The organism is Streptomyces roseifaciens (genome assembly GCF_001445655.1).
Classification (GTDB): Bacteria; Actinomycetota; Actinomycetes; order Streptomycetales; family Streptomycetaceae; genus Streptomyces; species Streptomyces aureoversilis.
On the sequence record NZ_LNBE01000002.1, the window covers coordinates 506,916 to 532,641 of the forward strand.

The following is a 25,726-nucleotide window of genomic DNA, read 5'->3' on the forward strand; positions in this document are numbered from 1 at the left end:
CGCGTTTTCCGAAGGCTTCTTTCGATTCCGATCGGACGGCTGCGCTGGTGAACAACGAGGACCGACTGCTCGACTACCTCCGACGGACGACGTCGGATCTGCGCGAGACGCGGCGCAGGCTGCGCGAGTCCGAGCAACGGGCGCACGAACCCGTCGCGATCGTGGGCATGGCGTGCCGCTACCCCGGCGGCGTCACCACCCCCGGGGAACTGTGGGACCTGGTGGCCGCGGGCACCGACGCCGTGTCCGGCTTCCCCGCCGACCGCGGCTGGGACACCGACTCCCTGTACGACCCCGAACCCGGGCGCCCCGGCCGGACCTACGCCCGCACGGGCGGATTCCTGCACGACGCCGCGGAGTTCGACCACGACTTCTTCGGGATCAGCCCGCGCGAGGCGCTGGCCACCGACCCCCAGCAGCGGCTGCTGCTGGAGACCTGCCACGAGGCGTTCGAGGACGCCGGCATCGTGCCGTCGGCCCTGCGCGGCAGCCGCACCGGAGTCTTCGCCGGCGTCATGTACAACGACTACGCGACCCGGATCCGGTCCGTTCCCGAGGACCTCGACGGCTACCTCGCCAACGGCAGCGCCGCCAGCATCGCCTCGGGCCGGGTGGCCTACGCCTTCGGCCTCGAAGGGCCGGCCGTCACCGTCGACACCGCCTGCTCGTCCTCGCTGGTCGCCCTGCACTGGGCGGTCCGGGCGCTGCAGTCCGGCGAGTGCACCCTGGCCCTGGCCGGGGGCGTCACGGTGATGTCGACGCCCGAGACGTTCATCGACTTCAGCAAGCAGCGGGGCCTGTCCCCCGACGGCCGCTGCAAGGCGTTCGCCGCGGGCGCCGACGGCACCGGCTGGGGCGAGGGCGCCGGCATGCTGCTCCTGGAGCGGCTCTCCGACGCCCGCCGCAACGGCCACCGCGTCCTCGCCGTCGTCAAGGGCAGCGCGATCAACTCCGACGGCGCCAGCAGCCGCCTCACGGCGCCGAACGGCCCCTCCCAGCAACGCGTGATCCGCCAGGCGCTGGCGAACGCGGGCCTGTCCCCGGCGGACGTCGACACGGTCGAGGCCCACGGCACCGGCACCACGCTGGGCGACCCCATCGAGGCCCAGGCCCTGCTGGCGACGTACGGCCGGGAGCGGGCCGGCGGACGGCCGTTGTGGCTCGGATCGGTCAAGTCGAACCTCGGCCACACCCAGGCCGCCGCGGGCGTCGCCGGCGTGATCAAGATGGTCATGGCGATGCGCCACGGCGCGCTGCCGAAGACCCTGCACGTCGACGAGCCCTCGCCGCAGGTCGACTGGGACTCCGGGGCGGTGGAGCTGCTCACCGAGCACCGCGCCTGGCCGGAGACCGGGCGGCCCCGCCGGTCGGCCGTCTCGTCGTTCGGCATCAGCGGGACCAACGCGCACGTGGTGCTCGAAGAGGCTCCCATGGACACCTCCGCGCCCGCCCCGGACGGAGCGGCGCCCTCCGAAACCCCGGACGGGACGCCCCCGGACGCTCCGCGGCTCACGGCCGTCCCCTGGATCCTCTCGGCGCGGACGCCGGAGGCCCTCGCCGGGCAGAGCCGCAGGCTGCACGAGTGGGTCTCCGCCCGGCCCGGCGCCGACCCCGCCGACATCGGCTACTCACTGGCCACCACCCGCTCCCGGTGGGAACACCGCGCGGTCGTCGTCGGCGGGGACGGCGAGGAGTTGCTCGCCGGCCTGGCCCGGGTCACCGCCGGCCCCCGCAGGGACGGTTCCCGCACCGGCGGAAAGGTGGCGTTCCTCTTCACCGGGCAGGGCTCCCAGCGCCTCGGCATGGGCCGCGAGCTGTACCGGGCCTTCCCCGTGTTCGCCGCCGCCTTCGACGAGGTGGCCGCGCTCATGGACGCGGAGCTGGAGGTGCCGCTGGCCGAGGCGATCGAGACGGATGCCGGGACCCTGCGCCGCACCGACTACGCGCAGGCCGCGATCTTCGCCGTCGAGGTGGCGCTGTACCGGCTCCTGGAGTCCCTGGGCGTCCGCCCCGACTTCCTCGTGGGGCACTCCGTCGGCGAACTGGCCGCCGCGCACGTGTCCGGCGTGCTCTCCCTGGAGGGCGCCGTCGCGATGGTCCTCGCCCGCGGCGGCCTGATGCGGCAACTGCCGCCCGGCGGCGCCATGGCGGCGATCGCGGCCGCCGAGGCCGACGTACAGCCGCTGCTCTCCGGCACGGTCGGCCTCGCAGCCGTCAACGGCCCGGAGTCCGTGGTGATCTCCGGTGCCGAGGACGACGTGGCGGAGATCGCCGCGCGGTTCGCCAGGAGCAGCAGGCTCAAGGTGTCGCACGCGTTCCACTCGCCGCTGATGGAACCCATGCTGGCCGCCTTCGCCCAAGTCGCCAAGGCGCAGGACTACGAAGCGCCGCGGATCCCGATCGTCTCGACGCTGACCGGCGCCCCGGCCACGGCCGGGGAACTGTGCTCCCCGGACTACTGGGTGGACCACGTCCGCCGCCCCGTGCGGTTCGCCTCGGCGATGCTCACGCTGCACGACCTGGGCGTGGGGACGTACCTGGAGCTGGGCCCCGACGCGGTGCTGACGGCGATGGCGCAGGACTGCGTGGCCGACGGCGAGCCGGTGACCGTCGCGACGATGCGGCGCGACTGCGCGGAGGAGCGCGAACTCGTCGCCGCCCTCGGCCGGTTGCACACCGCCGGCGTCCCGGTCGACTGGGCCGCACTGTTCGCGGGCCGCGGCGCACGCCGCGTCGACCTCCCCACCTACGCGTTCGACCGCAGCCGCTTCTGGCTGGAATCGGCCGGCAACGGCGGGGACGCGAGCGGGCTCGGTCAGCTGGCCGCCGACCACCCCCTGCTGGGTGCGGTCACGGAACTGCCCGACTCGGGCGGCGTCGTCCTCACCGGCCGCCTCTCGCTGTCCGCGCAGCCCTGGCTCGCGCACCACGCCGTGCACGGAACCGTCCTGCTGCCCGGCACCGCCCTCGTCGAACTCGCCGTCCAGGCGGGCGACAGGGCCGGCTGCGGCGTGGTGGAGGAGCTCACCCTCCAGGCGCCGCTCGTCCTGCCCGAGCGGGGCGCCGTGGCGGTGCAGGTCGCCGTCGGCCCGGACGACGGCGGCCGGCGCTCGCTGGCCGTGTACTCCCGGCCCGCGGACGCCCCCGACGCGCCGTGGACCGGCAACGCCACCGGAGTGCTGGGCACCGCCGGCGACGCCCCGCCCGCGGACATGGCGGCATGGCCGCCGGAGGGTGCCGAAGAGGTCGAACCGGGCGAGCTCTACCCGGCGCTGGCCGCGGCCGGCTACGGCTACGGCGAGGTCTTCCAGGGACTGCGAGCGGTGTGGCGGCGCGGCGACGACCTGTTCGCCGAGGCCGCCCTGCCGGAGAGCGCACGGGCGACGGCCGGCTCGTACGGCATGCACCCCGCGTTGCTCGACGCCGCCCTCCACGCCAACCTCCTCGGCCTCGGCCCTGGCCAGGCCGTCCTCCCCTTCAGCTGGAGCGGCGTCACTCTGCACGCCTCCGGGGCGCCCGAGCTGCGCATCCGCATCGGCAAGGCCGGTGAGGACGCCGTGTCGCTGGAGATCGCGGACGGCACCGGCGCACCGGTCGCCTCCGTGCGGACGCTCGTCGCCCGCCCGGTCTCGCCCGGGCAACTGGCGGGCGGGCCGGGGGAGTCGCTGTTCCGCGTCGACCACGTCCCCGTACCGGCCCCCGCAGGGCCGCCCGCCGTGGACCTGGCCGTGCTCGGCACGGACGGCCTCGGACTGGCGGCGCCCTGCCACCCCGGCCTCGCGTCGCTCGAGGGACCGGTGCCGGACGTGGTCGTGCTGCCCGTGGCTCCCTCTGCTGCAAACGATGACGTGCCCTCGGCCGTCCGCGGGACGCTCACCCCCGTACTGGCCGCCTTGCAGGACTGGCTCGCCGACAGCCGCTTCGACCGGTCGCGGCTCGCCGTGGTGACCCGGGCCGGCGATCTCGCGCACGCGCCGCTCGCCGGACTGGTGCGCGCCGCCGAGGCGGAGAACCCCGGCCGGTTCCTGCTGGTCGACACCGACGGGAGCGACGGCCTGGCCGCGGCCCTGACGTGCGGGGAGCCCGAAGTGGCCGTACGGGACGGCGCGCTGCGGGCGCCCCGGCTCACCCGGGCCGAGCCGGGCGGCCGGCCGCAGTGGCAGCCCGGGTCCACCGTGCTGATCACCGGCGGCACGGGCGGCCTCGGCGGCCTCCTGGCCCGCCACCTCGTCACCGCCCACGGCGTCCGCCGGCTGCTGCTGACGAGTCGGCGCGGCGAGGACGCCCCCGGCACGGCCGGGCTGCGCGCCGGACTGGAGGAGCTGGGCGCCGAGGTGACCGTGGCCCGCTGCGACGCGGCCGACCGCGAACAGCTCGCCGCCCTCCTCGCCCGGCACGAGATCCACGGGGTCGTGCACGCGGCCGGCGTCGTCGACAACGGCATGCTCGCCGCACTGAGCCCCGGGCAGGTGGAGCGGGTGCTGCGCCCCAAGGTCGACGCGGCCTGGAACCTGCACGAGCTCACCGCGGACCGGGAGCTCACGGCCTTCGTGCTGTTCTCCTCCACCGCCGGGCTCCTGGTCGGCGGCGGCCAGGCCAACTACGCCGCCGCCAACACCTTCCTGGACGCGCTCGCCGCCCACCGCCGGGCCGCCGGGCTGCCCGCCGTGTCGATGGCCTGGGGCCTGTGGTCCGAAACCGGCGGGCTCGCCGAGCGGATGGAGGCGTCCGACCTGGAGCGCATGCACCGGGCCGGCCTGCCGCCCCTGTCCGCCGCCCAGGGCCTGGAACTCTTCGACGCGGCCCTGGACACCGGGGACGCGCTCGTGGTGCCGACGAGGCTGGACCCCGCCGCCGTGCGGGCCCGCGCCGACGGGGTGCCCGCGCTGCTGCGCGGCCTCGTCCGGGGCGCGCCCCGGCGGGCCGCCGCGGCGGGCGCCGGAGCGGGCGCGACGTCCTGGCGGGAACGGCTTGCGCCCCTGCCGGACCCGGAGCGGGACCGGCTGCTGACGGAGCTGGTGCTGACCCACGTCGCCGCCGTGCTCGGACACGCGTCGGCCGATGCGCTGGCCCCCGGGCGGGCCTTCCAGGAGATGGGCTTCGACTCGCTCGCCGCCGTCGAGCTGCGCAACCTGCTGGGCGCCGCCACCGGCCTGGCCCTGCCGGCCACGCTGGCGTTCGACCAGCCGACACCGCAGGCCCTGGCCGCGTACCTCAAGGCCGGACTCGTCCCCGGGCCCGCCGACGCGGCCCGGGCGATGGTCGCCGAAGTGGACCGGCTGGAGGCCGCACTGGCCGCCCTGCCCGACGCGGACGGCTCGCACGCGCGCATCACCGCGCGGCTCGAAGCCCTCCTGCGGACCTGGCACGACACGCACGGCGGGCCGGCCGGCACCGCGGCGCCCGAGGACATCGGCGGCGCCAGCGACGAAGAGCTTTTCGCGAGGATCGACAACGAACTGGGAGTCCAGTGATGGAAGAGCCGGGCACCGCCGACAAGCTCCGCGACTACCTCAAGCGGGCGACGACAGAGCTGGAGCGGACCCGACGCCGCGTGCGCGAGCTGGAGGAGCGGGAGCGCGAACCGATCGCGATCATCGGTATGGGCTGCCGCTACCCCGGGGGCGTCCGGACGCCCGAGGACCTGTGGCGGATCGTCGCCGACGGCGTCGACGTGGTGTCCGGCTTCCCCGTGGACCGCGGCTGGGACATCGACAGCCTCTACGACCCCGAGCCCGGCCGCCCCGGCAAGAGCTACGTGCGGCACGGCGGGTTCCTGCACGACGCGGCCGAGTCCGACCCCGCCTTCTTCGGCATCAGCCCGAAGGACGCGGCGGGCACCGACCCCCAGCAGCGGATGCTGCTCGAGACCTCCTGGGAGGCCTTCGAGCGGGCCGGGATCGACCCGGCCTCCGTCAAGGGCACGCCCACCGGCGTCTTCGTCGGCCTGATGCACCACGACTACGTGGGCGGCACCATATCCGGCAGCATCGTCTCCGGGCGGATCGCCTACACCCTCGGCCTCGAAGGGCCCGCGGTCACCATGGACACCGCGTGCTCCTCGTCGCTGGTCGCCCTGCACATGGCCATCCAGGCGCTGCGCAAGGGCGAGTGCTCGCTCGCCCTCGCCGGCGGCGCCGCCGTGATGGCGAGCCCCGAGATGTTCATCGAGTTCAGCGAGCGGCGCGCCCTGTCGCCCGACGGCCGCTGCCGGTCCTTCTCCGAGGACGCCGCCGGTGCCGCCTGGGCCGAGGGCGCGGGCGTCCTGCTCGTCGAGCGGCTGTCGGACGCGCTGCGCAACGGGCACGAGGTCCTCGCCGTGGTGCGCGGCAGCGCCATCAACCAGGACGGCGCGTCCAACGGCATGACCGCGCCCAGCGGCCCCGCCCAGATCCGCGTGATCGAGCAGGCGCTCGCCGACGCCCGGCTCGCCCCCCAGCAGGTCGACGTCGTCGAGGCGCACGGCACCGGCACCACGCTCGGCGACCCCATCGAGGCGCAGGCCGTCATCGCCGCCTACGGGCAGGACCGGCCGGAGGGCCGGCCCATGTGGCTCGGCTCCATCAAGTCCAACATGGGCCACCCCCAGGCCGCCGCCGGCGTCGCGGCGATCATCAAGATGGTCATGGCGATGCGCCACGGCGTCCTGCCGCCGACCCTGCACGCCGAGAACCCCACCACCGCCGTCGACTGGTCGGCCGGCGACGTCGAGCTGCTGACGCGGTCCCGGGAGTGGCGGACCGAGGGCGCGCCGCGCCGCGCCGGGGTGTCCTCGTTCGGGATCAGCGGCACCAACGCCCACACCATCCTCGAACAGGCCCCGGCCGCCGACGAGCCGGAGGACCGGCCGCGCGCCGCCCTGCCCGTCGTGCCCTGGGTGCTCTCCGCCCGCTCGGCCGACGCGGTCCGCGCCCAGGCAGGCCGGCTGCTGGAGGCCGAGGCCGGGGCCGGGGCCGGCGCCGGGGGCGGCAACGACCCCTTCGACACGGGCTTCTCCCTGGCCACGACCCGCTCCCTGTTCACCCACCGGGCGGCCGTCACCGGCCGCGACCGCGAGGAACTGCTGGAGGGCCTGCGCGCGCTGGCCGACGGCCGGGAGCAGCCGGTGACGGCGGCCGGGCCGGGACGCCTCGCCGTCCTCTTCTCCGGCCAGGGCTCCCAGCGCCCCGGCATGGGCCGCGAGCTGCACGCGGCGTTCCCCGTCTTCGCGCAGGCCTTCGACGAGCTGTGCGCCGAGTTCGGCAAGCACCTCGACCGGCCGCTGCGGGACGTCCTCCTGGACCCCGGCTCCGAGCTGCTGCACCAGACGCAGTTCACCCAGGCCGGCCTCTTCACCTTCGAGGTCGCGCTGTTCCGCCTGCTGGAGTCGTGGGGGATCCGCCCCGACCTGCTCGGCGGGCACTCCATCGGCGAGGTCGTCGCCGCCCACGTCGCCGGCGTCCTGTCCCTGCCGGACGCCGTCACGCTCGTCGCCGCACGCGGCCGCCTGATGCAGGAGCTCCCGGCCGGCGGCGCGATGGTCGCGGTCCGGGCCGCCGAGGCCGACGTCGCCCCGCTCCTCACCGAGGGCGCCGGGCTCGCCGCCGTCAACGGGCCCCGCGCCGTCGTCGTCTCCGGCGACGAGGACGCGGTGCTGGCCGTCGCGGGCCGGTTCGACAAGACCACCCGGCTGCGCGTGTCGCACGCGTTCCACTCGCACCGCATGGACGCCATGCTGGAGCCGTTCCGCAAGGCGATCGAGGGGCTGGACTTCCACGAGCCACGGCTGCCCGTCGTCTCCAACGTCACCGGGCAACTGGCCACGGAACTGACCTCGCCCGAGTACTGGGTCCGGCACGTGCGCGACGCCGTCCGCTTCGACGACGGCGTACGCACCCTCGCCGCCGAGGGCGCCACCCGCTTCCTGGAGGTCGGCCCCGACGCCGTGCTCACCGGCATGGCCCAGGACGCCGTGGACCAGGTCGTCGCCACCCAGCGCCGCGACCAGGGCGAGGCCAAGGCCCTCGTCGACGCGGTGTGCAGGCTGCACACCGGCGGGCTGAGCCCCGACTGGTCCGCGCTGTTCGCCGGCGCCCGCCGCGTGGGCCTGCCCACGTACCCCTTCCTGCGCGACCGCCACTGGGAGAACGCCCCCTCGGTCACCGCGGACCGGCCCGTCGACGAGAACGCCGAGTTCTGGCAGCTCGTACGGGACGGGGACGTGCCCGCGCTCGCCGCCACCCTCGGCGTCGCGGACGCGTCCCCCGTCGCCGCCCTCGTGCCCGCGCTCGCCGCGTGGCACGGCGACCGGCAGGCCAACGCCACCGTGGACGGCTGGCGTTACCGCGCGGGCTGGCGCATGCTGTCCGCCGCGCAGGCCCCGGCCACCGCCGGGCAGTGGCTCGCCGTCGTCCCCGAGGACGGCGACCGCGACCCCTGGACCGGCGCCCTGCTCGCCGCGCTCGCCGACGGCGGCCTCGTCCTCGACGTCCTCCCGGTGCCCGCCGCCGCGCAGGACCGCGCAGGGCTGACCGCGCTGCTCACCGGCCGCACCGGCGTGGACGGCGTGCTCAACCTGCTCGCCCCCGCCGCCCCGGCCACCGCGACCGCCGCCCTCGTCCAGGCGCTCGCCGGCACCGGGACCGGCGCCCGGCTGTGGACCGTCACCCGGCAGGCCGTCGCGCACGAGGCGCGCCCCGAAGGCTTCCGGCAGGCGGCCGTCTGGGGGCTCGGGCGCGTGGCCGCACTGGAGCACCCCGACCTGTGGGGCGGCCTCGCCGACCTGCCCGAGACGCTCGAACCGCACGTCGTCGCACGGTTCGCGGCCCTGCTCACCGGCGCCGGCGACGAGGACCAGATCGTCGTCCGCGCCTCCGGGGCGTACGCCCGCCGCCTGGAGCACGCCCCCGCGCGCCCGGGAGCGCCGTGGCGGCCCACCGGCACCGTGCTGGTGACCGGCGCCACGGGAGCCGTCGGCGCCGAGGTCGCCAAGTGGCTCGCCGCCGAGGGCGCGGAGCACCTGCTGCTCACCAGCCGCCGCGGCGAACGCGCCCCGGGTGCCGCCGAACTGGTGCAGGAGCTGGCCGCGACGGGCACCAAGGTCACCTTGGCCGCGTGCGACGCCGCCGACCGCGACAGCCTCGCCGCGCTCCTGCGCACGGTGCCCGCCGAACAGCCGCTGACCGCCGTCATGCACCTGGCCGGAGTCCTGGACGACGGCGTCCTCGACGCCCTCACCCCCGACCGCTTCGGCGCCGTGCTCGCCCCCAAGGCCGACGCGGCCTGGCACCTCCACGAGCTGACCGCGGACCTGGACCTCTCCGCCTTCGTGCTCTTCTCCTCCCTCACCGCCACCGTCGGCGGCGCCGGCCAGGCCAACTACGCGGCCGCCAACGCCTTCCTCGACGGGCTCGCCGAATTCCGCCGCGCCCACGGGCTCCCGGCCACCTCGGTGGCCTGGGGACCCTGGGGCGGCGCGGGCATGGCCGACAGCGACCACGTGCGCGGCGCCGGAAGCGCCCTCGGCATCGCGGCCATGGACCCCGCCCGTGCCCTGACCGCGCTGCGCCGCGCCCTGGAGGGCGACGAGACCACGCTGACCGTGGCCGACGTGGACTGGACCCGGTTCGTACCGGCGTTCACCTCCGTGCGCAGCAGCCCGCTGCTCGCCGACCTGCCCGAGGTCCGGGACCTGAAGCCGGCCGTCGCCGAGGCCGCCGTGCCCGACGACTTCGCCCAGCGGCTCGCCGCGATGACCGCGGGCGAGCGCGAACGCGCCCTGGTGGACCTGGTCTGCGGTCAGGCCGCGCTGGTCCTCGGCTACTCGGGAGCCGGCGCGGTCGAGCCGACCACGGCCTTCCGCGACCTCGGCTTCGACTCGCTGACCTCCGTCGACCTGCGCAACCGGATCAGCACGGCCGCGGGAGTGACCCTCCCCGCCACCCTGATCTTCGACTACGCGACCCCCGCCGCCCTGGCCGCCCACCTCGGCGGGGAGCTCGGCGGTGCGGCGGCCTCCGCCGACTCCGTCCTCGCCGAGCTGGACCGGCTGGAGGCCCGGCTCCGCGAACTGAGCACCGAGGACCTCGAACAGGCACGGATCACCGCGCGCCTGCAGACCGTGCTCAACGGGCTGACCGGGACGCTGGCCGGCGGTGACGCCCCGACGGTCGCCGGACGGCTGGAGGACGCCTCCGCCGACGACGTCTTCGCCTTCATCGACAACGAGCTCGGCACGACGTGACCCGAGCCGCTCCCCCCGTCCCGCACGCCTGCAGCCGAATCTTTCCGCACAGAAGTGGCGACACCCGATGACCAACGATGACAAGCTGCTCGACTACCTCAAGAGGGTCACCGCGGATCTGCACCAGACACGGCAGCGGCTGCGGGACGTGGAGAGCGGTGACGAAGAACCGGTCGCCATCGTCGGGATGAGCTGCCGCTTCCCCGGCGGCGTCAGCACGCCGGAGGAGCTCTGGCAGCTCGTCCACGACGGCACCGACGCCATCACCGACTTCCCTGAGGACCGCGGCTGGGACGTCGACTCCCTCTACGACCCGGACCCCGACGCCGCCGGCAAGAGCTATGTGCGCCGGGGCGGCTTCCTGCACGACGCGGGCGACTTCGAACCCGACTTCTTCGGCATCTCGCCCCGCGAGGCCATCGCCATGGACCCCCAGCAGCGCCTGCTGCTGGAGGTCTCGTGGGAGGCGCTGGAGCGGGCGGGCATCGCACCGGACTCGGTGCGCGGCGCCCAGGTCGGCGTGTTCGCCGGCACCAACGGCCAGGACTACCGCGACCTGCTCGCGAAGCTGCCGCAGGACACCGAGGCGGCCCTGGGCACCGGCAGCCTCGCCGCGGTGATCTCCGGCCGCATCTCCTACACCCTCGGCATCGAGGGACCGTCGGTCACCATCGACACCGCCTGCTCCTCCGCCCTGGTCGCCCTGCACCTGGCCGTGCAGGCCCTGCGGCAGAAGGAGTGCTCGCTGGCCCTGGCCGGCGGCGCGACCGTCATGTCCACCCCCGGCTCCTTCGTCGCCTTCAGCCGGCAGCGGGGCCTGGCCCCCGACGGCCGGTGCAAGTCCTTCGCGGACGGCGCCGACGGCACCGGCTGGGGCGAGGGCGCCGGCATGCTGCTCCTGGAGCGGCTCTCCGACGCCTCCCGCAACGGCCACCGCGTGCTGGCCCTCGTCCGGGGCTCGGCCGTCAACCAGGACGGCGCCTCCAACGGCCTGACGGCGCCCAACGGCCCGTCCCAGCAGCGCGTCATCCGCCAGGCGCTGGCGAACGCACGGCTGTCCGCGTCCGACGTGGACGCCGTCGAGGCGCACGGCACGGGCACCACCCTGGGCGACCCCATCGAGGCCCAGGCGCTCCTGGCGACGTACGGCCAGGGCCGCCCCGCCGGACGGCCGCTGTGGCTGGGCTCGGTCAAGTCGAACATCGGGCACACCCAGGCCGCGGCCGGCGTCGCCGGCGTGATCAAGATGGTCATGGCGATGCGGCACGGCGTGCTCCCGCGCACCCTGCACGTGGACGAGCCGTCGGCCCAGGTCGACTGGTCGGCGGGCGACGTCCGGCTGCTCACCGGGACGCGGCAGTGGCCGGAGGCCGACGGGCGCCCGCGCCGCGCCGGCATCTCCTCCTTCGGCGCGAGCGGCACCAACGCCCACACCATCATCGAGCAGGCGCCGGCCGAGGAGGCGACGGCGGAGGCGACGGAGGCCGCGCCCGTCACAGCGCCCGGCATCGTGCCCTGGATCGTCTCCGGCCGGACCGCCGCGGCGCTGCGCGACCAGGCGGCCCGCCTCGCGGCCGTCGCCGGCCCGCTGGACCCCATGGACGTCGGCTTCTCCCTGGCGACGACCAGGACCGCGTACCCGCACCGGGCCGTCGTCCTCGGCCGCACCCGCGACGAGCTCCTCGGCGGCCTGACCGCGCTCGCCGAGGAGTCCGCGGGCGCCCTCCGGGGCCGCACCGCCAAGGGGCTGACCGCCTTCCTCTTCACCGGCCAGGGCGCCCAGCGCCCGGGCATGGGCAAGGAGCTGTACGAGGAGTTCCCCGTCTTCGCCCGCGCCTTCGACGAGGTGTGCGGCCACTTCGACGCCGGGCTGCGCGAGACCGTCTTCGGCACCGACCCCGGACCCCTGAACCGGACGGCCCGCACCCAGGCCGCCCTCTTCGCGGTCGAGGTCGCCCTGTTCCGGCTCGTCGAGTCCTGGGGGCTGCGGCCGGACTTCCTGGCCGGCCACTCGATCGGCGAGCTGGCCGCCGCCCACGTCGCGGGCGTCCTCACCCTCCCGGACGCCTGCGCCCTCGTCGCGGCCCGCGGCCGGCTGATGCAGGCCCTGCCCGCGGGCGGCGCGATGGTCGCCGTGCGGGCGGGCGAGGCCGAGGTGACCCCGCTGCTGTCCGGGCGCGTGGGCATCGCCGCCGTCAACGGCCCGGAGGCCGTGGTCGTCTCCGGTGACGAGGACGCCGTCACGGAGCTGGCCGCCCGCTTCGAGAAGACCAAGCGGCTCCCGGTCTCCCACGCCTTCCACTCCCCGCTGATGGAGCCGATGCTGGCGGAGTTCCGCGCGGTCGCCGGGAGCGTCTCGTACGCCAGGGCCGCCGTGCCCGTCGTGTCGAACGTGACCGGCCGCCTCGCCACGGACGAACTGACCTCGCCGGAGTACTGGGTCCGGCACGTCCGCGAAGCCGTCCGCTTCCACGACGGCGTCCGCGCCCTCGAAGAGGCGGGCGTCACCCGCTTCCTGGAGCTGGGCCCGGACGCGGTCCTCACCGCCATGGCGCGCGACTGCCTCGGCGAGGGGAAGTCCGCGGACGCCGTCCTCGCCTCCGCCACCCGGCGCGGGCGCCCGGAGCCGGAGACCCTGCTGACGGCGGTCGCGCAGCTGCACATCGGCGGCCACTCCCCGGACTGGGCGGCGCTCTTCGAGGGCGCGCGGCGCGTCGAGCTGCCCACCACCGCTTTCCGGCGCGAACGCTTCTGGGCCGACGTCCCGGCCTCCGCCGGCGACGTCACCTCCGCGGGCCTGGACCCGGCCGAGCACCCGCTGCTCGGCGCCACCACCATGCTCGCGGACGAGGGCGGCGCCGTCTTCACCGGCCGCATCTCGGTCCGCACGCACCCCTGGCTCGCCGACCACGTCGTCGGGGAGGCCGTGGTCCTGCCCGGCACCGGCATGGTCGAACTGGCCGTCCGGGCGGGCGACCAGGTCGGCTGCGGCCACCTGGAGGAGCTGACCCTCGAAGTCCCGCTGGTCCTGCCCGAGCGCGACGGCGTCCGCGTGCAGGTGACCGCCGGGGCCCCCGGCCCCGCCGGCAGCCGGACCGTGAGCATCTACTCCCGCCCCGAGAACGCCCCCGCCGAACAGCCGTGGACCCGCCACGCCACCGGCCTGCTCGGCACCGCCCCGGTGGCCCCCGGGGAGCCCCTCACCGCCTGGCCCCCGGCCGGCGCCGAGGAACTGGACACCACCGGCCTCTACGAGCGGCACGCCGCCTCCGGCCTGCACTACGGCCCGGTCTTCCAGGGCCTGCAGGCCGCCTGGCAGCGCGACGGCGAGGTGTTCGCCGAGGTGCGGCTGCCCGAGCGGCCCGCCGCCGACGCGAGCCGCTTCGGCCTGCACCCCGCGGCCTTCGACGCCGCCCTGCACGCCCTCGCCCTCATCGGCGACGGCTCCGACGACGAGACCGCACGCCTGCCCTTCATGTTCGCCGGCGTCTCCCTGCACGCCGTCGGCGCGTCCGTGCTCCGGGTGCGGCTCACCCCCGCCGGCGCCCACGCCTTCGCCGTCGACCTCGCCGACGCGACCGGCGCGCCCGTCGCGACGGTGACCACCCTCGCCTCGCGGCCGCTGACGAACCTGAAACAGGCCCAGGACCCCCACGCGGACGCCCTGTTCCGCCTGGGCTGGAACCCCCTGCCCGAGCAGGCCGCCCCCGCCGCCGACACCGGACACCGGCTCCTGGAGAGCACCGCCGGTACCGGCGCCGACGCCGTCCGCGCAGCCACCCGCACGGCCCTGGAGGCGCTCCAGGACGACGACCCCCGCACCCTCGTCGTCGTCACCCGCGGAGCCGTCTCCGTCACCGGCGAGGACGTGCCGGACCTGGCCGGCGCCGCCGTCTGGGGGCTCGTCCGGTCCGCGCAGTCGGAGAACCCCGGCCGCTTCGTCCTGCTCGACCTCGACGCGGCCGCCGACACCGCCGCGTCCGTACAGCTCGCGCTCGCCACGAACGAGCCCCAGGTCGCCGTACGGGACGGAGCGGCCTACGCGGCCAGGCTGACCGCCGCCCCGCCCGCCCTCGACGCCGCGCCCGGGCTCGACCCCGACGGCACCGTGCTCCTGACCGGCGCGACCGGCGGCCTCGGCCCCGTCCTCGCCCGGCACCTGGTGACCGCCCTCGGCGCCCGCAGGCTCCTGCTGCTCAGCAGGAGCGGTGGCGCCGGGGACCTCGTCGCCGAACTCGCCGCCCTCGGCGCCCACGCCACCGTCGCCGCCTGCGACGTGGCCGACCGCACCGCCCTCGCCGCGACCCTGGCGGACATACCCGCCGCCCACCCGCTCACCGCCGTCGTCCACGCCGCGGGCGTCCTCGACGACGGCGTGGTCGCCTCGCTGACCCCCGAGCGCCTCGACGCCGTACTGCGCCCCAAGGCCGACGGCGCGCTCAACCTGCACGAGCTCACCGCCGGGGCGGACCTGCGGGCCTTCGTCCTCTTCTCCTCCGTCGCCGGCGTCGTCGGCGCCCCGGGACAGGGCAACTACGCCGCCGCCAACGCCTTCCTCGACGGCCTCGCGGCCCACCGGCACGCCCGGGGCCTGCCCGCCCTCTCGCTCGCCTGGGGCCCGTGGGCGCCCACCGGCGGCATGACCAGCGGCCTGGACGGCGCCGACCGGGCCAGGATCTCCCGCGGCGGCATGGCCGAACTCTCCGAGCAGGACGGCGTGGCCCTCTTCGACCTCGCCCGCCGCACGGGGCACGCGGCCGTCGCGCCCGTACGGCTCAGCCTGCCGGCGCTGCGCGCCCAGGGCACCGCGCTCGCCCCCGTCTTCCGGTCCCTCGCCGGACGCACGGTGCGCCGCGAGGCCGCCGTCACCGAGGGCGCGGGCCTCTCCCTCGCCGAGCGGCTCGACGGACTCGGGGAGACCGAGCGCCTGGACGCGCTGCTGCAGCTCGTGCGCACCCAGGTCGCCGCCGTCCTCGGGCACAGCAGCCCGGAGGCCGTCGACCCCGAACGGGCCTTCCAGGACCTCGGCTTCGACTCGCTCGCCGCGATCGAACTGCGCAACGCCCTCTCCGCCGAGACCGGGCAGCGCCTTCCCTCGACGCTCGTCTTCGACTACCCCTCGTCCCAGGCGCTCGCCGCCCACCTCGCCGAGCAGGCCGCGGGCGAGCGCACCGGGCCCCGCAAGGCCGTCCGGGCCACTGCGGCCGTCCGCACCGACGAACCCATCGCCATCGTCGGCATGGCCTGCCGCTACCCCGGCGGGGTGACCTCCCCGGACGGGCTGTGGCAGCTGGTCGCCGACGAGACCGACGCCATCAGCGACTTCCCCGTCGACCGCGGCTGGGACACCGACCGCATCTACGACCCCACGGGCGAGCGCCCGGACACCACCTACGTACGGAGGGGCGGTTTCCTGCACGATGCGGGTGAGTTCGATGCGGGGTTCTTCGGGATCAGTCCGCGTGAGGCGTTGTTGATGGATCCTCAGCAGCGGTTGTTGCTGGAGGGTTCGTGGGAGGCGCTGGAGAGTGCGGGCATCGATCCGGGCTCGCTGAAGGGGAGCCGGACCGGTGTGTTCGCGGGGGTGATGTACCACGACTACTTCGGGAGCTTCGGCTCCGGGAGCATCGTGTCGGGGCGGGTGGCGTACACGCTCGGTCTTGAGGGGCCGACGCTGTCGATCGACACTGCGTGCTCGTCCTCCTTGGTCGCCCTCCACCTCGCCGTGCAGTCCCTGCGTCAGGGCGAGTCCTCGCTCGCCCTGGTGGGCGGCGTCGCCGTGATGGCCACGCCCGACACCTTCGTGGAGTTCAGCCGCCAGGGAGCGCTCGCCGCCGACGCCACCTGCCGGGCCTTCGCCACCTCCGCGGGCGGCACCGTCTGGGGCGAGGGCGTCGGCATCCTCGTCGTGGAGCGGCTCTCCGACGCCCGCCGCAACGGCCACCGCGTCCTGGCCGTCGTCCGGGGGAGCGCCGTCAACCAGGACGGCGCGTCCAACGGCCTGACGGCGCCCAACGGCCCGTCCCAGCAGCGCGTCATCCGCCAGGCGCTGGAGAACGCCGGCCTGGCCACCGCCGACGTCGACGTGGTGGAGGCGCACGGCACGGGCACCACGCTCGGCGACCCGATCGAGGCCCAGGCCCTGCTCGCCACGTACGGCCAGGACCGCGCCGAGGACCGGCCGCTGTGGCTCGGCTCGCTGAAGTCCAACATCGGCCACACACAGGCCGCCGCCGGTGTCGCCGGGGTCATCAAGATGGTGCAGGCCATGCGCCACGGGGTGCTCCCCAGGACCCTGCACGTCGACGAGCCGTCGGACCAGGTGGACTGGACGGCGGGCAGCGTGGAACTGCTGACGCAGGCGCGCCCGTGGCCGGAGGCGGACGGGCGTCCGCGCCGGGCGGGCATCTCCTCGTTCGGCATCAGCGGCACCAACGCCCACACCATCATCGAGGAAGCCCCGGCCGGGCCCGCACCGGAGCAGCGGCCCGCAGCCGCCCCCTCCGTACCGTGGCTGCTGTCCGCGAAGACCCGGGCGGCCCTGCCCGCCCAGGCCGGGCGGCTGCTGGCCCACCTGGACGCCCACCCGGACCTCGACCCCTCCGACATCGGCTTCTCCCTCGCCACCACCCGCGCCCACTTCGCCCACCGGGCGGCGGTCACCGGCACGGACCCCGCCGCCCTGCGCGACTCCCTCGCCGCCCTGGCCGAAGGCGCCACCGCGCCGGGCCTGGTCGAGGGGATCGCCGCCGGCGGCGCCCGGCCCGTGTTCGTCTTCCCCGGCCAGGGCTCGCAGTGGCAGGGCATGGCCACCGGACTCATCGACGAATCCCCGGTGTTCGCCGCCGCCATGAACGACTGCGCCGCCGCCTGCGCGCCCTTCGTCGACTGGGACTTCACGGCCGAGCTGCACGGCCCGCTGGACCGCGTGGACGTCGTCCAGCCGCTGCTGTGGGCGGTCATGGTCTCGCTCGCGAAGACCTGGAGCGCGTACGGGGTGCGCCCCGCGGCCGTGATCGGCCACTCCCAGGGCGAGATCGCCGCGGCCTGCGCCGCCGGCGCCCTGTCCCTGGAGGACGGCGCCCGCATCGTCACCCTGCGCAGCAAGGCGATCGCCGAGGACCTCTCCGGAGGCGGCGGCATGATGTCCGTCGCCCTGCCCGCCGACGAGGTCGCCCGGCGGCTGACCGCGTGGGACGGGCGGCTGTCCGTCGCGGCCGTCAACGGCTCCGGATCGGTGGTGGTGTCCGGCGAGACCGGGGCCCTGGACCTCCTGCAGGCACAGCTCAAGGACGAGGGGACCCGGGTCAAGCGGCTGCCGGTCGACTACGCCTCGCACTCCGCGCAGGTCGAGACCATCCGCGACCGGTTGCTCGCCGACCTGGCCGGCGTGCGGCCGCGCCCGTCCGACGTGCCCTTCTACTCCACGGTCACCGGCGGGCTCCTCGACACCACCGGGCTGGACGCCGGGTACTGGTACACCAACCTGCGGCAGACCGTGCTCTTCGAGCAGGCCACGCGGGCGGCCGTCGGCAAGGGCCACGGGCTCTTCGTCGAGTCCAGCCCGCACCCCGTCCTCACCCTCGGCATCCAGGAGACCGACGACGGCGTGACCGCCATCGGCTCGCTGCGCCGCGACGAGGGCGGCCTGGAACGGTTCACCGCCGCCCTCGCAGAGGCCCACGCCCACGGCGTGCCGGTCGACTGGAAGGCCCTGTTCGACGGCGTGCGGCCGCGCCGCGTGGACCTGCCGACGTACGCGTTCGAGCACGAGCGGTTCTGGCTGGACAGCGCGGCCGGCGGCGCCGACGTCACCTCGGCAGGCCTCGCCCCGACGGACCACCCCCTGCTGAGCGCGGCGATGACGCGCGCCGACTCCGACGGCGTGGTCCTCACCGGCCGCCTGTCGGTGGGCACCCACCCGTGGCTGGCCGACCACGTGGTCGGCGGGGAGCTGCTGTTCCCCGGCACCGGCTACCTCGAACTGGCCGTGCGCGCCGGCGACCAGGTCGGCTGCGGGCGGGTCGCCGAGCTCACGCTGCAGGCACCCCTGGTGCTGCAGGAGCACGGCGCCGTGCAACTGCAGGTGGTCGTCGGTGAGGCCGGGGACGGATCGGTGCGGCCGGTGACCGTCTACTCCCGTGCCGAGAGCGCCGAGGACGAGCTGCCGTGGACCCGCCACGCCGACGGGCTGCTGGCCCCGGCGGGCACCCCCGCCGAGCCCGAACTGGCCGTGTGGCCGCCCGCCGGCGCCGAACCGGTCGCCCTCGACGGGGTCTACGAGCAGCTCGCCGAGGCGGGCCTGGCCTACGGGGCCGCCTTCCGGGGCCTGCGCACCGCCTGGCGCCTGGGCCAGGACGTGTACGCGGAGGTGAGCCTGGGGGAGCAGGTCGACGGATTCGGCCTCCACCCGGCCCTGTCGGACGCCGCCCTGCACGCCGTCGGCCTCACCTCCGTCGCCGGTGACGACGCCCTCCTGCCGTTCGCCTGGTCCGACGTGCAGCTGCACGCGACCGGGGCGACGGACCTGCGCGTCCGCGTACGGCCCGCAGGAGCCGAGGGGACGGTCTCCCTGACGCTCGCCGACGCCACCGGTGCACCCGTGGCGACCGTCGGCTCCCTCGCCCTGCGCCCGATCCCCGCCGAACAGCTCGCCGCGGCCGCCAGGTCGGCCCGCGCCGGGTCGCTCTACCGCGTCGACTGGATCCCCGCACCGGCCACGACCGCCGAACCCGTCCGGGACCACGAGGTGCTGCGCGCCGCGGCCGGGACGAGCGCCGAGGAGGTACGGGCGGGCGTCGCCGCCCTCCTCGACCGGCTGCGCGACGGCCTCGCCGGGGACGCGCCCCTGGTCGTCGTCACCGGTCCCGACCTCGCCGGGGCCGCGGCCGCCGGCCTGACGCGCTCGGCCCGGACGGAGAACCCCGGCCGGATCGTGCTCGTCGAGACCGACGGAACGGACGTCCCCGACGACGACGCGCTGGCCGCCGCGCTCGCCGCGGGGGAGCCGCACGTGGCCCTCCGAGACGGCGCCGTCCACGTCCCCCGGCTCGCCCGTGCCGAAGCGGCGGACGACGCCCCTGCGGTGGACCTGCGCGGCGGCACCGTCCTGGTGACCGGCGCGACCGGCGCCCTGGGCGGCCTGATCGCCCGGCACCTGGTGACCGGGTGGGGCGCGCGGCACCTGCTGCTGCTCAGCCGCCGCGGCGCGGACGCCGGTCTCGTCGCCGGGCTCACCGAGCTCGGCGCGGAGATCACCACGGCCGCCTGCGACGTCGCCGACCGCGACAGCCTCGCCGGGGTGCTCGCCGGGATCCCGGCGGAGCAGCCGCTGACCGCCGTGGTGCACGCGGCCGGCGTGCTCGCCGACGGCGTGCTCTCCTCGCTCACCCCGGAACACCTCGACACGGTGCTCCGCCCCAAGGTGGACGCCGCCTGGCACCTGCACGAACTCACCGCCGGGCTGGACCTGCAGGCGTTCGTCCTGTTCTCCTCGGCCGCCGCCACCCTCGGCTCGCCCGGCCAGGCCAACTACGCGGCCGCCAACGCCTTCCTCGACGCGCTGGCCGCGCACCGCCGCGGCCTCGGCCTCCCCGCGCAGTCCATGGCGTGGGGCCTGTGGGCGCAGTCCGGCGGCATGACCGGCACCCTCGACGACACCGACCGCTCCCGCATCTCCCGGGGCGGCGTGGCCGCCCTGGAGAACGACGAGGGCCTCGCCCTCTTCGACGCGGCGCTGCGGGCGCAGGCCCCGGCCGTGCTCCCCGTCAAGCTGGACCTCGCGGCCCTGCGCGCCCAGGGCGACGGTCTGGCACCGCTCTTCCGCGGCCTGGTGCGCGGCCGCCGGCAGGCGGCGTCCGGCGGCCCGGCCACGGGCACCGACTCCCTGCGCGCCCGCCTCGCCGGCCTGCCGGACGCCGAGCGCGAGCCGGTCCTGGTCGACCTCGTGCGCACGCACGTCGCCGCCGTGCTCGGCCACCGGTCGGGCGACGCCGTCGAGCGCGACAAGGCCTTCCGCGAGCTGGGCTTCGACTCGCTGGCCGCCGTCGAGCTGCGCAACGGGCTGAGCGCGGCCACCGGTCTGCGGCTGCCCGCGACCGTGGTCTTCGACCACCCCAGCCCCGCCGGCCTCGCCCGTCACCTGCTCGCCGAGCTCGTCGGCGGACTCGACGCGGCACCCGAGCAGACCGCCCCCGCGGCGGCCGACGACGAACCCGTCGCGATCATCGGGATGAGCTGCCGCTACCCCGGCGGGGTGAACTCGCCCGAGGACCTGTGGCGGCTGATCGCCGGGGAGACCGACGCCATCGGCGAGTTCCCCGCCGACCGCGGCTGGGACCTGGAGGCGCTCTACGACCCGACCCTCGACCGCGAGGGCACCAGCTACGCCCGGCACGGCGGGTTCCTGCACGACGCGGGCGACTTCGACGCCGCCTTCTTCGGCATGGACCCCGAAGAGGCGCTCGTCACCGACCCCCAGCAGCGGCTGCTGCTGGAGACGTCGTGGGAGGCGCTCGAACGGGCCGCCATCGACCCGGCCGGGCTGCGCGGGAGCCAGACCGGCGTGTTCGCCGGCGTCATGTACCACGACTACTTCGGCAGCTTCGGCTCCGGCAGCGTCGTCTCGGGCCGCGTCGCCTACACGCTCGGCCTGGAGGGGCCGACCCTCTCGGTGGACACCGCCTGCTCCTCGTCGCTCGTCGCCCTGCACCTCGCGGTGCAGTCCCTCCGCCGGGGCGAGTGCACGCTCGCCCTGGCCGGCGGCGTCACGGTGATGGCGACCCCCGGGACCTTCGTCGAGTTCAGCCGCCAGCGCGGCCTGTCGCGCGACGGCCGCTGCCGCCCCTTCGCCGACGCCGCCAACGGCACGGGCTTCGGCGAGGGCGCGGGCGTCCTCCTCCTCGAACGGCTCTCCGACGCCCGCCGCAACGGGCACCGGGTCCTCGCGGTCGTCCGCGGCACCGCGGTCAACCAGGACGGCGCCTCCAACGGCATCACCGCCCCCAACGGCCCCGCCCAGCAGCGCGTCATCCGCCGGGCCCTGGCCGCCGCGGGCGTCTCCGGCGCCGACGTCGACGTCGTCGAGGCGCACGGCACCGGCACCACGCTCGGCGACCCCATCGAGGCCCAGGCCCTGATCGCCACCTACGGCAAGGAGCACACCGGCGACCGGCCGCTGTGGCTGGGCTCGGTCAAGTCGAACATCGGGCACACCCAGGCCGCGGCCGGCGTCGCCGGCGTGATCAAGATGGTGCAGGCCCTCCGCAACGAGGTGCTGCCCAGGACCCTGCACGTCGACGAGCCGTCCCGGCACGTCGACTGGTCGGACGGCACCGTCCGGCTCCTCACCGAGGCGCAGGAGTGGCCGGAGTACGGACGCCCGCGCCGCGCCGGCATCTCCTCCTTCGGGATCAGCGGCACCAACGCGCACGTGGTCCTCGAAGCCGCCCCGGCGGACGCGGAGCCCGCGCAGGAGCCGCAGACCGCGCCGCTCCCGGCCGTACCGTGGCTGCTGTCCGGCCACGACCAGGACGCCCTGCGCGCCCAGGCCGGACGGCTGCTGTCCCACCTGGAGGACCGGGACGACCTCGACCCGCACCGGGTCGCCGGCGCGCTCGCCGGCGCCCGGACCGCGCTCACCCACCGCGCGGCCGTCACCGGCGGCGACCGCGAGGAACTCCTGCGCGGCCTGCGCGCGCTGGCCGCCGGAACCGCCTCGCCGTCCGTGGTCACCGGCACGGCGACGGACGGCAGGCTCGCCTTCCTCTTCTCCGGCCAGGGCTCGCAGCTCGCCGGCATGGGCCTGGAACTGGCCGCGGCCTTCCCGGCCTTCGACCGCGCCCTCGACGAGGTCTGCGGGCACCTCGACCCGCTGCTGGACCGGCCCCTGCGCGACGTCCTGTCCTCCGCGGAACCGCTGGAGCGGACCGAGTACACCCAGCCCGCCCTGTTCGCCGTCGAGGTCGCCCTGTTCCGGCTGCTGGAGTCCTGGGGTGTCCGGCCGGACCTGCTGGCCGGCCACTCCGTCGGCGAGTTCGCCGCCGCCCACGTCGCGGGCGTCTGGTCCCTGGCCGACGCGGCGGCCCTGGTCGCCGCCCGGGGCAGGCTCATGCAGGCCCTGCCCGCCGGCGGCACCATGATCGCCGTCAAGGCCGCCGAGGACGCGGTCACGCCCCTGCTGACCGGCGACGTGAGCATCGCGGCCGTCAACGGCCCGGACTCCGTCGTGCTCTCGGGCCCGGCGGAGGAGGTCCGCGCGATCGCCGGCCGCTTCGAGCGGACCCGGGAACTCGCCGTGAGCCACGCCTTCCACTCGCCCCTCATGGAACCGATGCTCGACGCCTTCCGCGAGATCGCCGAGGGCATTGCCTTCCACCCGCCCCGCATCCCGTTCGTCTCCGCCCTCACCGGCGCCCGGGCCACGGCGGAAGAGCTGTGCTCGCCCGAGTACTGGGTGCGCCACGCCCGCTCGGCGGTGCGCTTCGCCGACGCCGTGCGCGCCCTCGAGGACGAGGGAGCGCGGCGCTTCGCCGAGATCGGCCCCGGCGGGGTGCTGACCGCGCTGGCCGCCGAGTGCCTGACCGGCGACGCCGCCCTGATCCCCCTGCTGCGCAAGGACAGGGACGAGCCGTCCGCGGTCGCCGCCGCACTCGGCGCGCTCCACGCCCACGGCGGCACGGTGGACTGGGCGCGGCTGCTGCCGGACGGGCGCGGCGTCGACCTGCCCACGTACGCCTTCCAGCGCCGCCGCTACTGGATGGCGAGCGACGCCCCCGGCCTCCGCGCCGCCACGGACCACCCGCTGCTCGGCACCGCCGTGGAACTGGCCGGTACCGACGGGCTGCTGTTCACCGGCAGCCTCTCCCTGCAGAGCCACCCGTGGCTCGCCGACCACGCCGTCGGCGGCACGGTGCTGCTCCCCGGCACGGCGTTCGTGGAGATGGCACTCGCCGCCGGGGCCCGCGCCGGATGCGGCACGGTCGAGGAGCTGACCATCGCCGAACCCCTCGTCCTGCCCGGGAACGGCAGCGTGCGCCTGCAGTGCACCGTGAGCGAACCGGACGCCTCCGGAGCCCGGACCTTCCGGGTCCACTCCGCAGCCGCCGCGGGCGACCCGTGGACCACGCACGCCACCGGCCTCCTGAAGGCCGGGGCCGCCCCGGCCGCGGCCGCGCCGGAGGCCTGGCCGCCCGCCGCCGAACCGCTCGGCCTGGACGGCGTGTACGAGCGGCTGGCCGCGCTCGGCGCCGTCTACGGGCCGCGGTTCCAGGGCCTGCGCGCCGCCTGGCGGCGCGGCGGCGAGGTCTTCGCGGAGATCGAACTGCCCGTGGAGACCGACGCGTTCGCCCTCCACCCGGCACTGTTCGACGCCGCACTGCACGCGATCGGGCTGCGGGAGGGCGCCGCCGAGCGCATGACCCTGCCGTTCGCCTGGACCGGCGTCGAGCTGCACGCCGTGGGAGCGACCGCCCTGCGCGTACGGATCACCGGCGACGGCCCCGACTCCGTACGGATCGAGGCAACCGACGGGCTGGGCGTACCCGTGCTCTCCGTGCAGTCGCTGACGCTGCGCGAGGTCTCCGCCGACCGCCTCGCCTCCGCCGCCGCGGGCAGGAGCGACACGCTGTTCGCCGTGGAGTGGATCAAGGCGCCCGGCGACGAGGTGGCCTCCGGCACCGGCCGCTGGGCCGTGCTCGACGACGGGCAGGGGATCGCCGGCGCCCTCGAAGGGGAGGTCGCGGCCGTCCACGCCGTCGCGGACCTCGACGAGGCCGCGGCACACCTGCCCGCCCCGGCCGACGTGCTCGTCCTGCCGCACACCGGCGGCGACGGCCCGCAGGCCGTCCGCTCCGGCACGGCCGCCCTGCTCGGCCGGCTCCGATCCTGGCTCGCCGACCCGCGGTTCGAGGCCTCGACCCTGGCCGTCGTGACCGGCGGGGCCGTCAGCACCGACGGCGAGGACGTCACCGACCTGGCCGGAGCCGCGGCCTGGGGCCTGCTGCGGTCCGCACAGTCCGAACACCCCGGCCGCATCGTCCTGATCGACCTCGACGCGCACGCCGGACCCGACGCGTACCGGCTGCTGCCCGCAGCCGTCGCGACCGGCGAACCCCAGCTCGCCCTGCGCTCGGGCGTCCTCAGCGCACCGCGGCTCACCCGCGCCGCGCAGTCCGCAGCGCAGTCCGCCGACTGGCACGGGACCGTGCTCGTCACCGGCGGAACCGGCGCCCTCGGCCGCCTCGTGGCACGCCACCTGGTCACCGAACACCGCGTGCCGAAGCTGCTGCTGACCAGCAGGCGCGGCCCGGACGCCCCCGGGGCGGCAGAGCTCCGCGCCGAACTCACCGCGCTGGGCGCCGACGTCACCGTCGCCGCCTGCGACGCCGCCGACAGGGACGCCCTGGAACGGCTCCTGGCCGAGCACCCGGTGACCGGCGTCGTGCACGCCGCCGGCGTCCTCGACGACGGCGTGATCGACTCCCTGACGCCGGAGCGCATCGACACCGTGCTCCGCCCCAAGGCGGACGCTGCCTGGCACCTCCACGAGCTCACCAAGGATCAGCCGCTGTCGGCGTTCGTCCTCTTCTCCTCGGCCGCCGGCCTGCTCGGCAGCCCCGGACAGGCGAGCTACGCCGCGGCCAACTCCTTCCTCGACGCCCTGGCCGTGCACCGCAGGGCGGCCGGCCTGCCGGCCACCTCCCTGGCCTGGGGCGCGTGGTCCGGCGGCGGGGGCATGGCCGACCGCCTCGGCGACGCCGACACCCGGCGCCTCGCCCAGGCGGGCGTGGCCGGCCTCGGCGAGGACGAGGGCCTGGCCCTGTTCGACGCGGCGTCCGGCCACGAGGAGACCGTGCTGATGCCCGCCCGGCTCGACACGGCCGCCATGGCCCGCTCCGGCCGGATCCCGCCGCTGCTGCGCGGCCTCGTCCGCTCGCCCCGGACCGTCGTCCGGGCCGCGTCGACGGCGTCCGCCGCACTCCGCAACCGGCTGGCGGGGCTGCCCGCGGAGGAGCGCACCCCGCTGCTCCTGGAGGTGGTCGGCGAACAGGCCGCAGCAGTGCTGGGGATCACCGCGATCGAACCGGACCGCGCGTTCGGCGAGCTGGGCTTCGACTCGCTGACCGCGGTCGAGTTCCGCAACGGCCTCAACGAGAGGACCGGACTGCGGCTCCCGGCCACGCTGATCTTCGACTACCCGAGCCCGCAGGTGCTGGCCGACCACTTGGCCGCCGAACTGGCCCCGGCAGAGCGGTCCGCCGCAGGTGCCGAGGGGGCCGACGGGGCCGAGGAAGCGGCTGTCCGCCGTGCCCTCGCGGGGCTGCCCCTGGCCGCACTGCGTGACGCGGGTCTGCTCGACGGCCTGCTGGAGCTGGCCGGGGTCCGCCCGCGGCCCGGCGCGGACCAGGAGGGCGAGAGCGGCGCGTCGATCGACGCCATGGACGCGGAGAGCCTGATCAGCCTGGCTCTCGAAGGTACGGCCGGGGACGACGACGCCCTGTGACA

3 protein-coding genes are annotated in these 25,726 nt (G+C 76.2%); all 3 read left to right on the plus strand.

Annotation, left to right across the window (positions count from 1 at the left end):
• The first annotated feature begins 47 nt into the window (after window positions 1-47).
• The 3 genes from AS857_RS03940 (at window position 48) to AS857_RS03950 (ending at window position 25,724) form a co-directional block, all read left to right on the plus strand.
• Window positions 48-5,474 carry a type I polyketide synthase gene (locus AS857_RS03940; RefSeq protein WP_058041684.1) on the plus strand — a complete coding sequence of 1,809 codons (5,427 nt, stop codon included), beginning with the start codon at window positions 48-50 and terminating at the stop codon, window positions 5,472-5,474.
• Window positions 5,471-10,222, plus strand: a complete 4,752-nt coding sequence (locus tag AS857_RS03945; RefSeq protein ID WP_476718229.1) for a type I polyketide synthase — start codon at window positions 5,471-5,473, stop codon at window positions 10,220-10,222. The genes AS857_RS03940 and AS857_RS03945 overlap by 4 nt, the downstream gene beginning before the upstream one ends.
• A gap of 85 nt (window positions 10,223-10,307) precedes the next feature.
• The gene (locus tag AS857_RS03950; RefSeq protein WP_420823914.1) at window positions 10,308-25,724 is read left to right on the plus strand and encodes an SDR family NAD(P)-dependent oxidoreductase; all 15,417 of its coding nucleotides are present in this window, start codon (window positions 10,308-10,310) and stop codon (window positions 25,722-25,724) included.
• The last annotated feature ends 2 nt before the right edge of the window (window positions 25,725-25,726 follow it).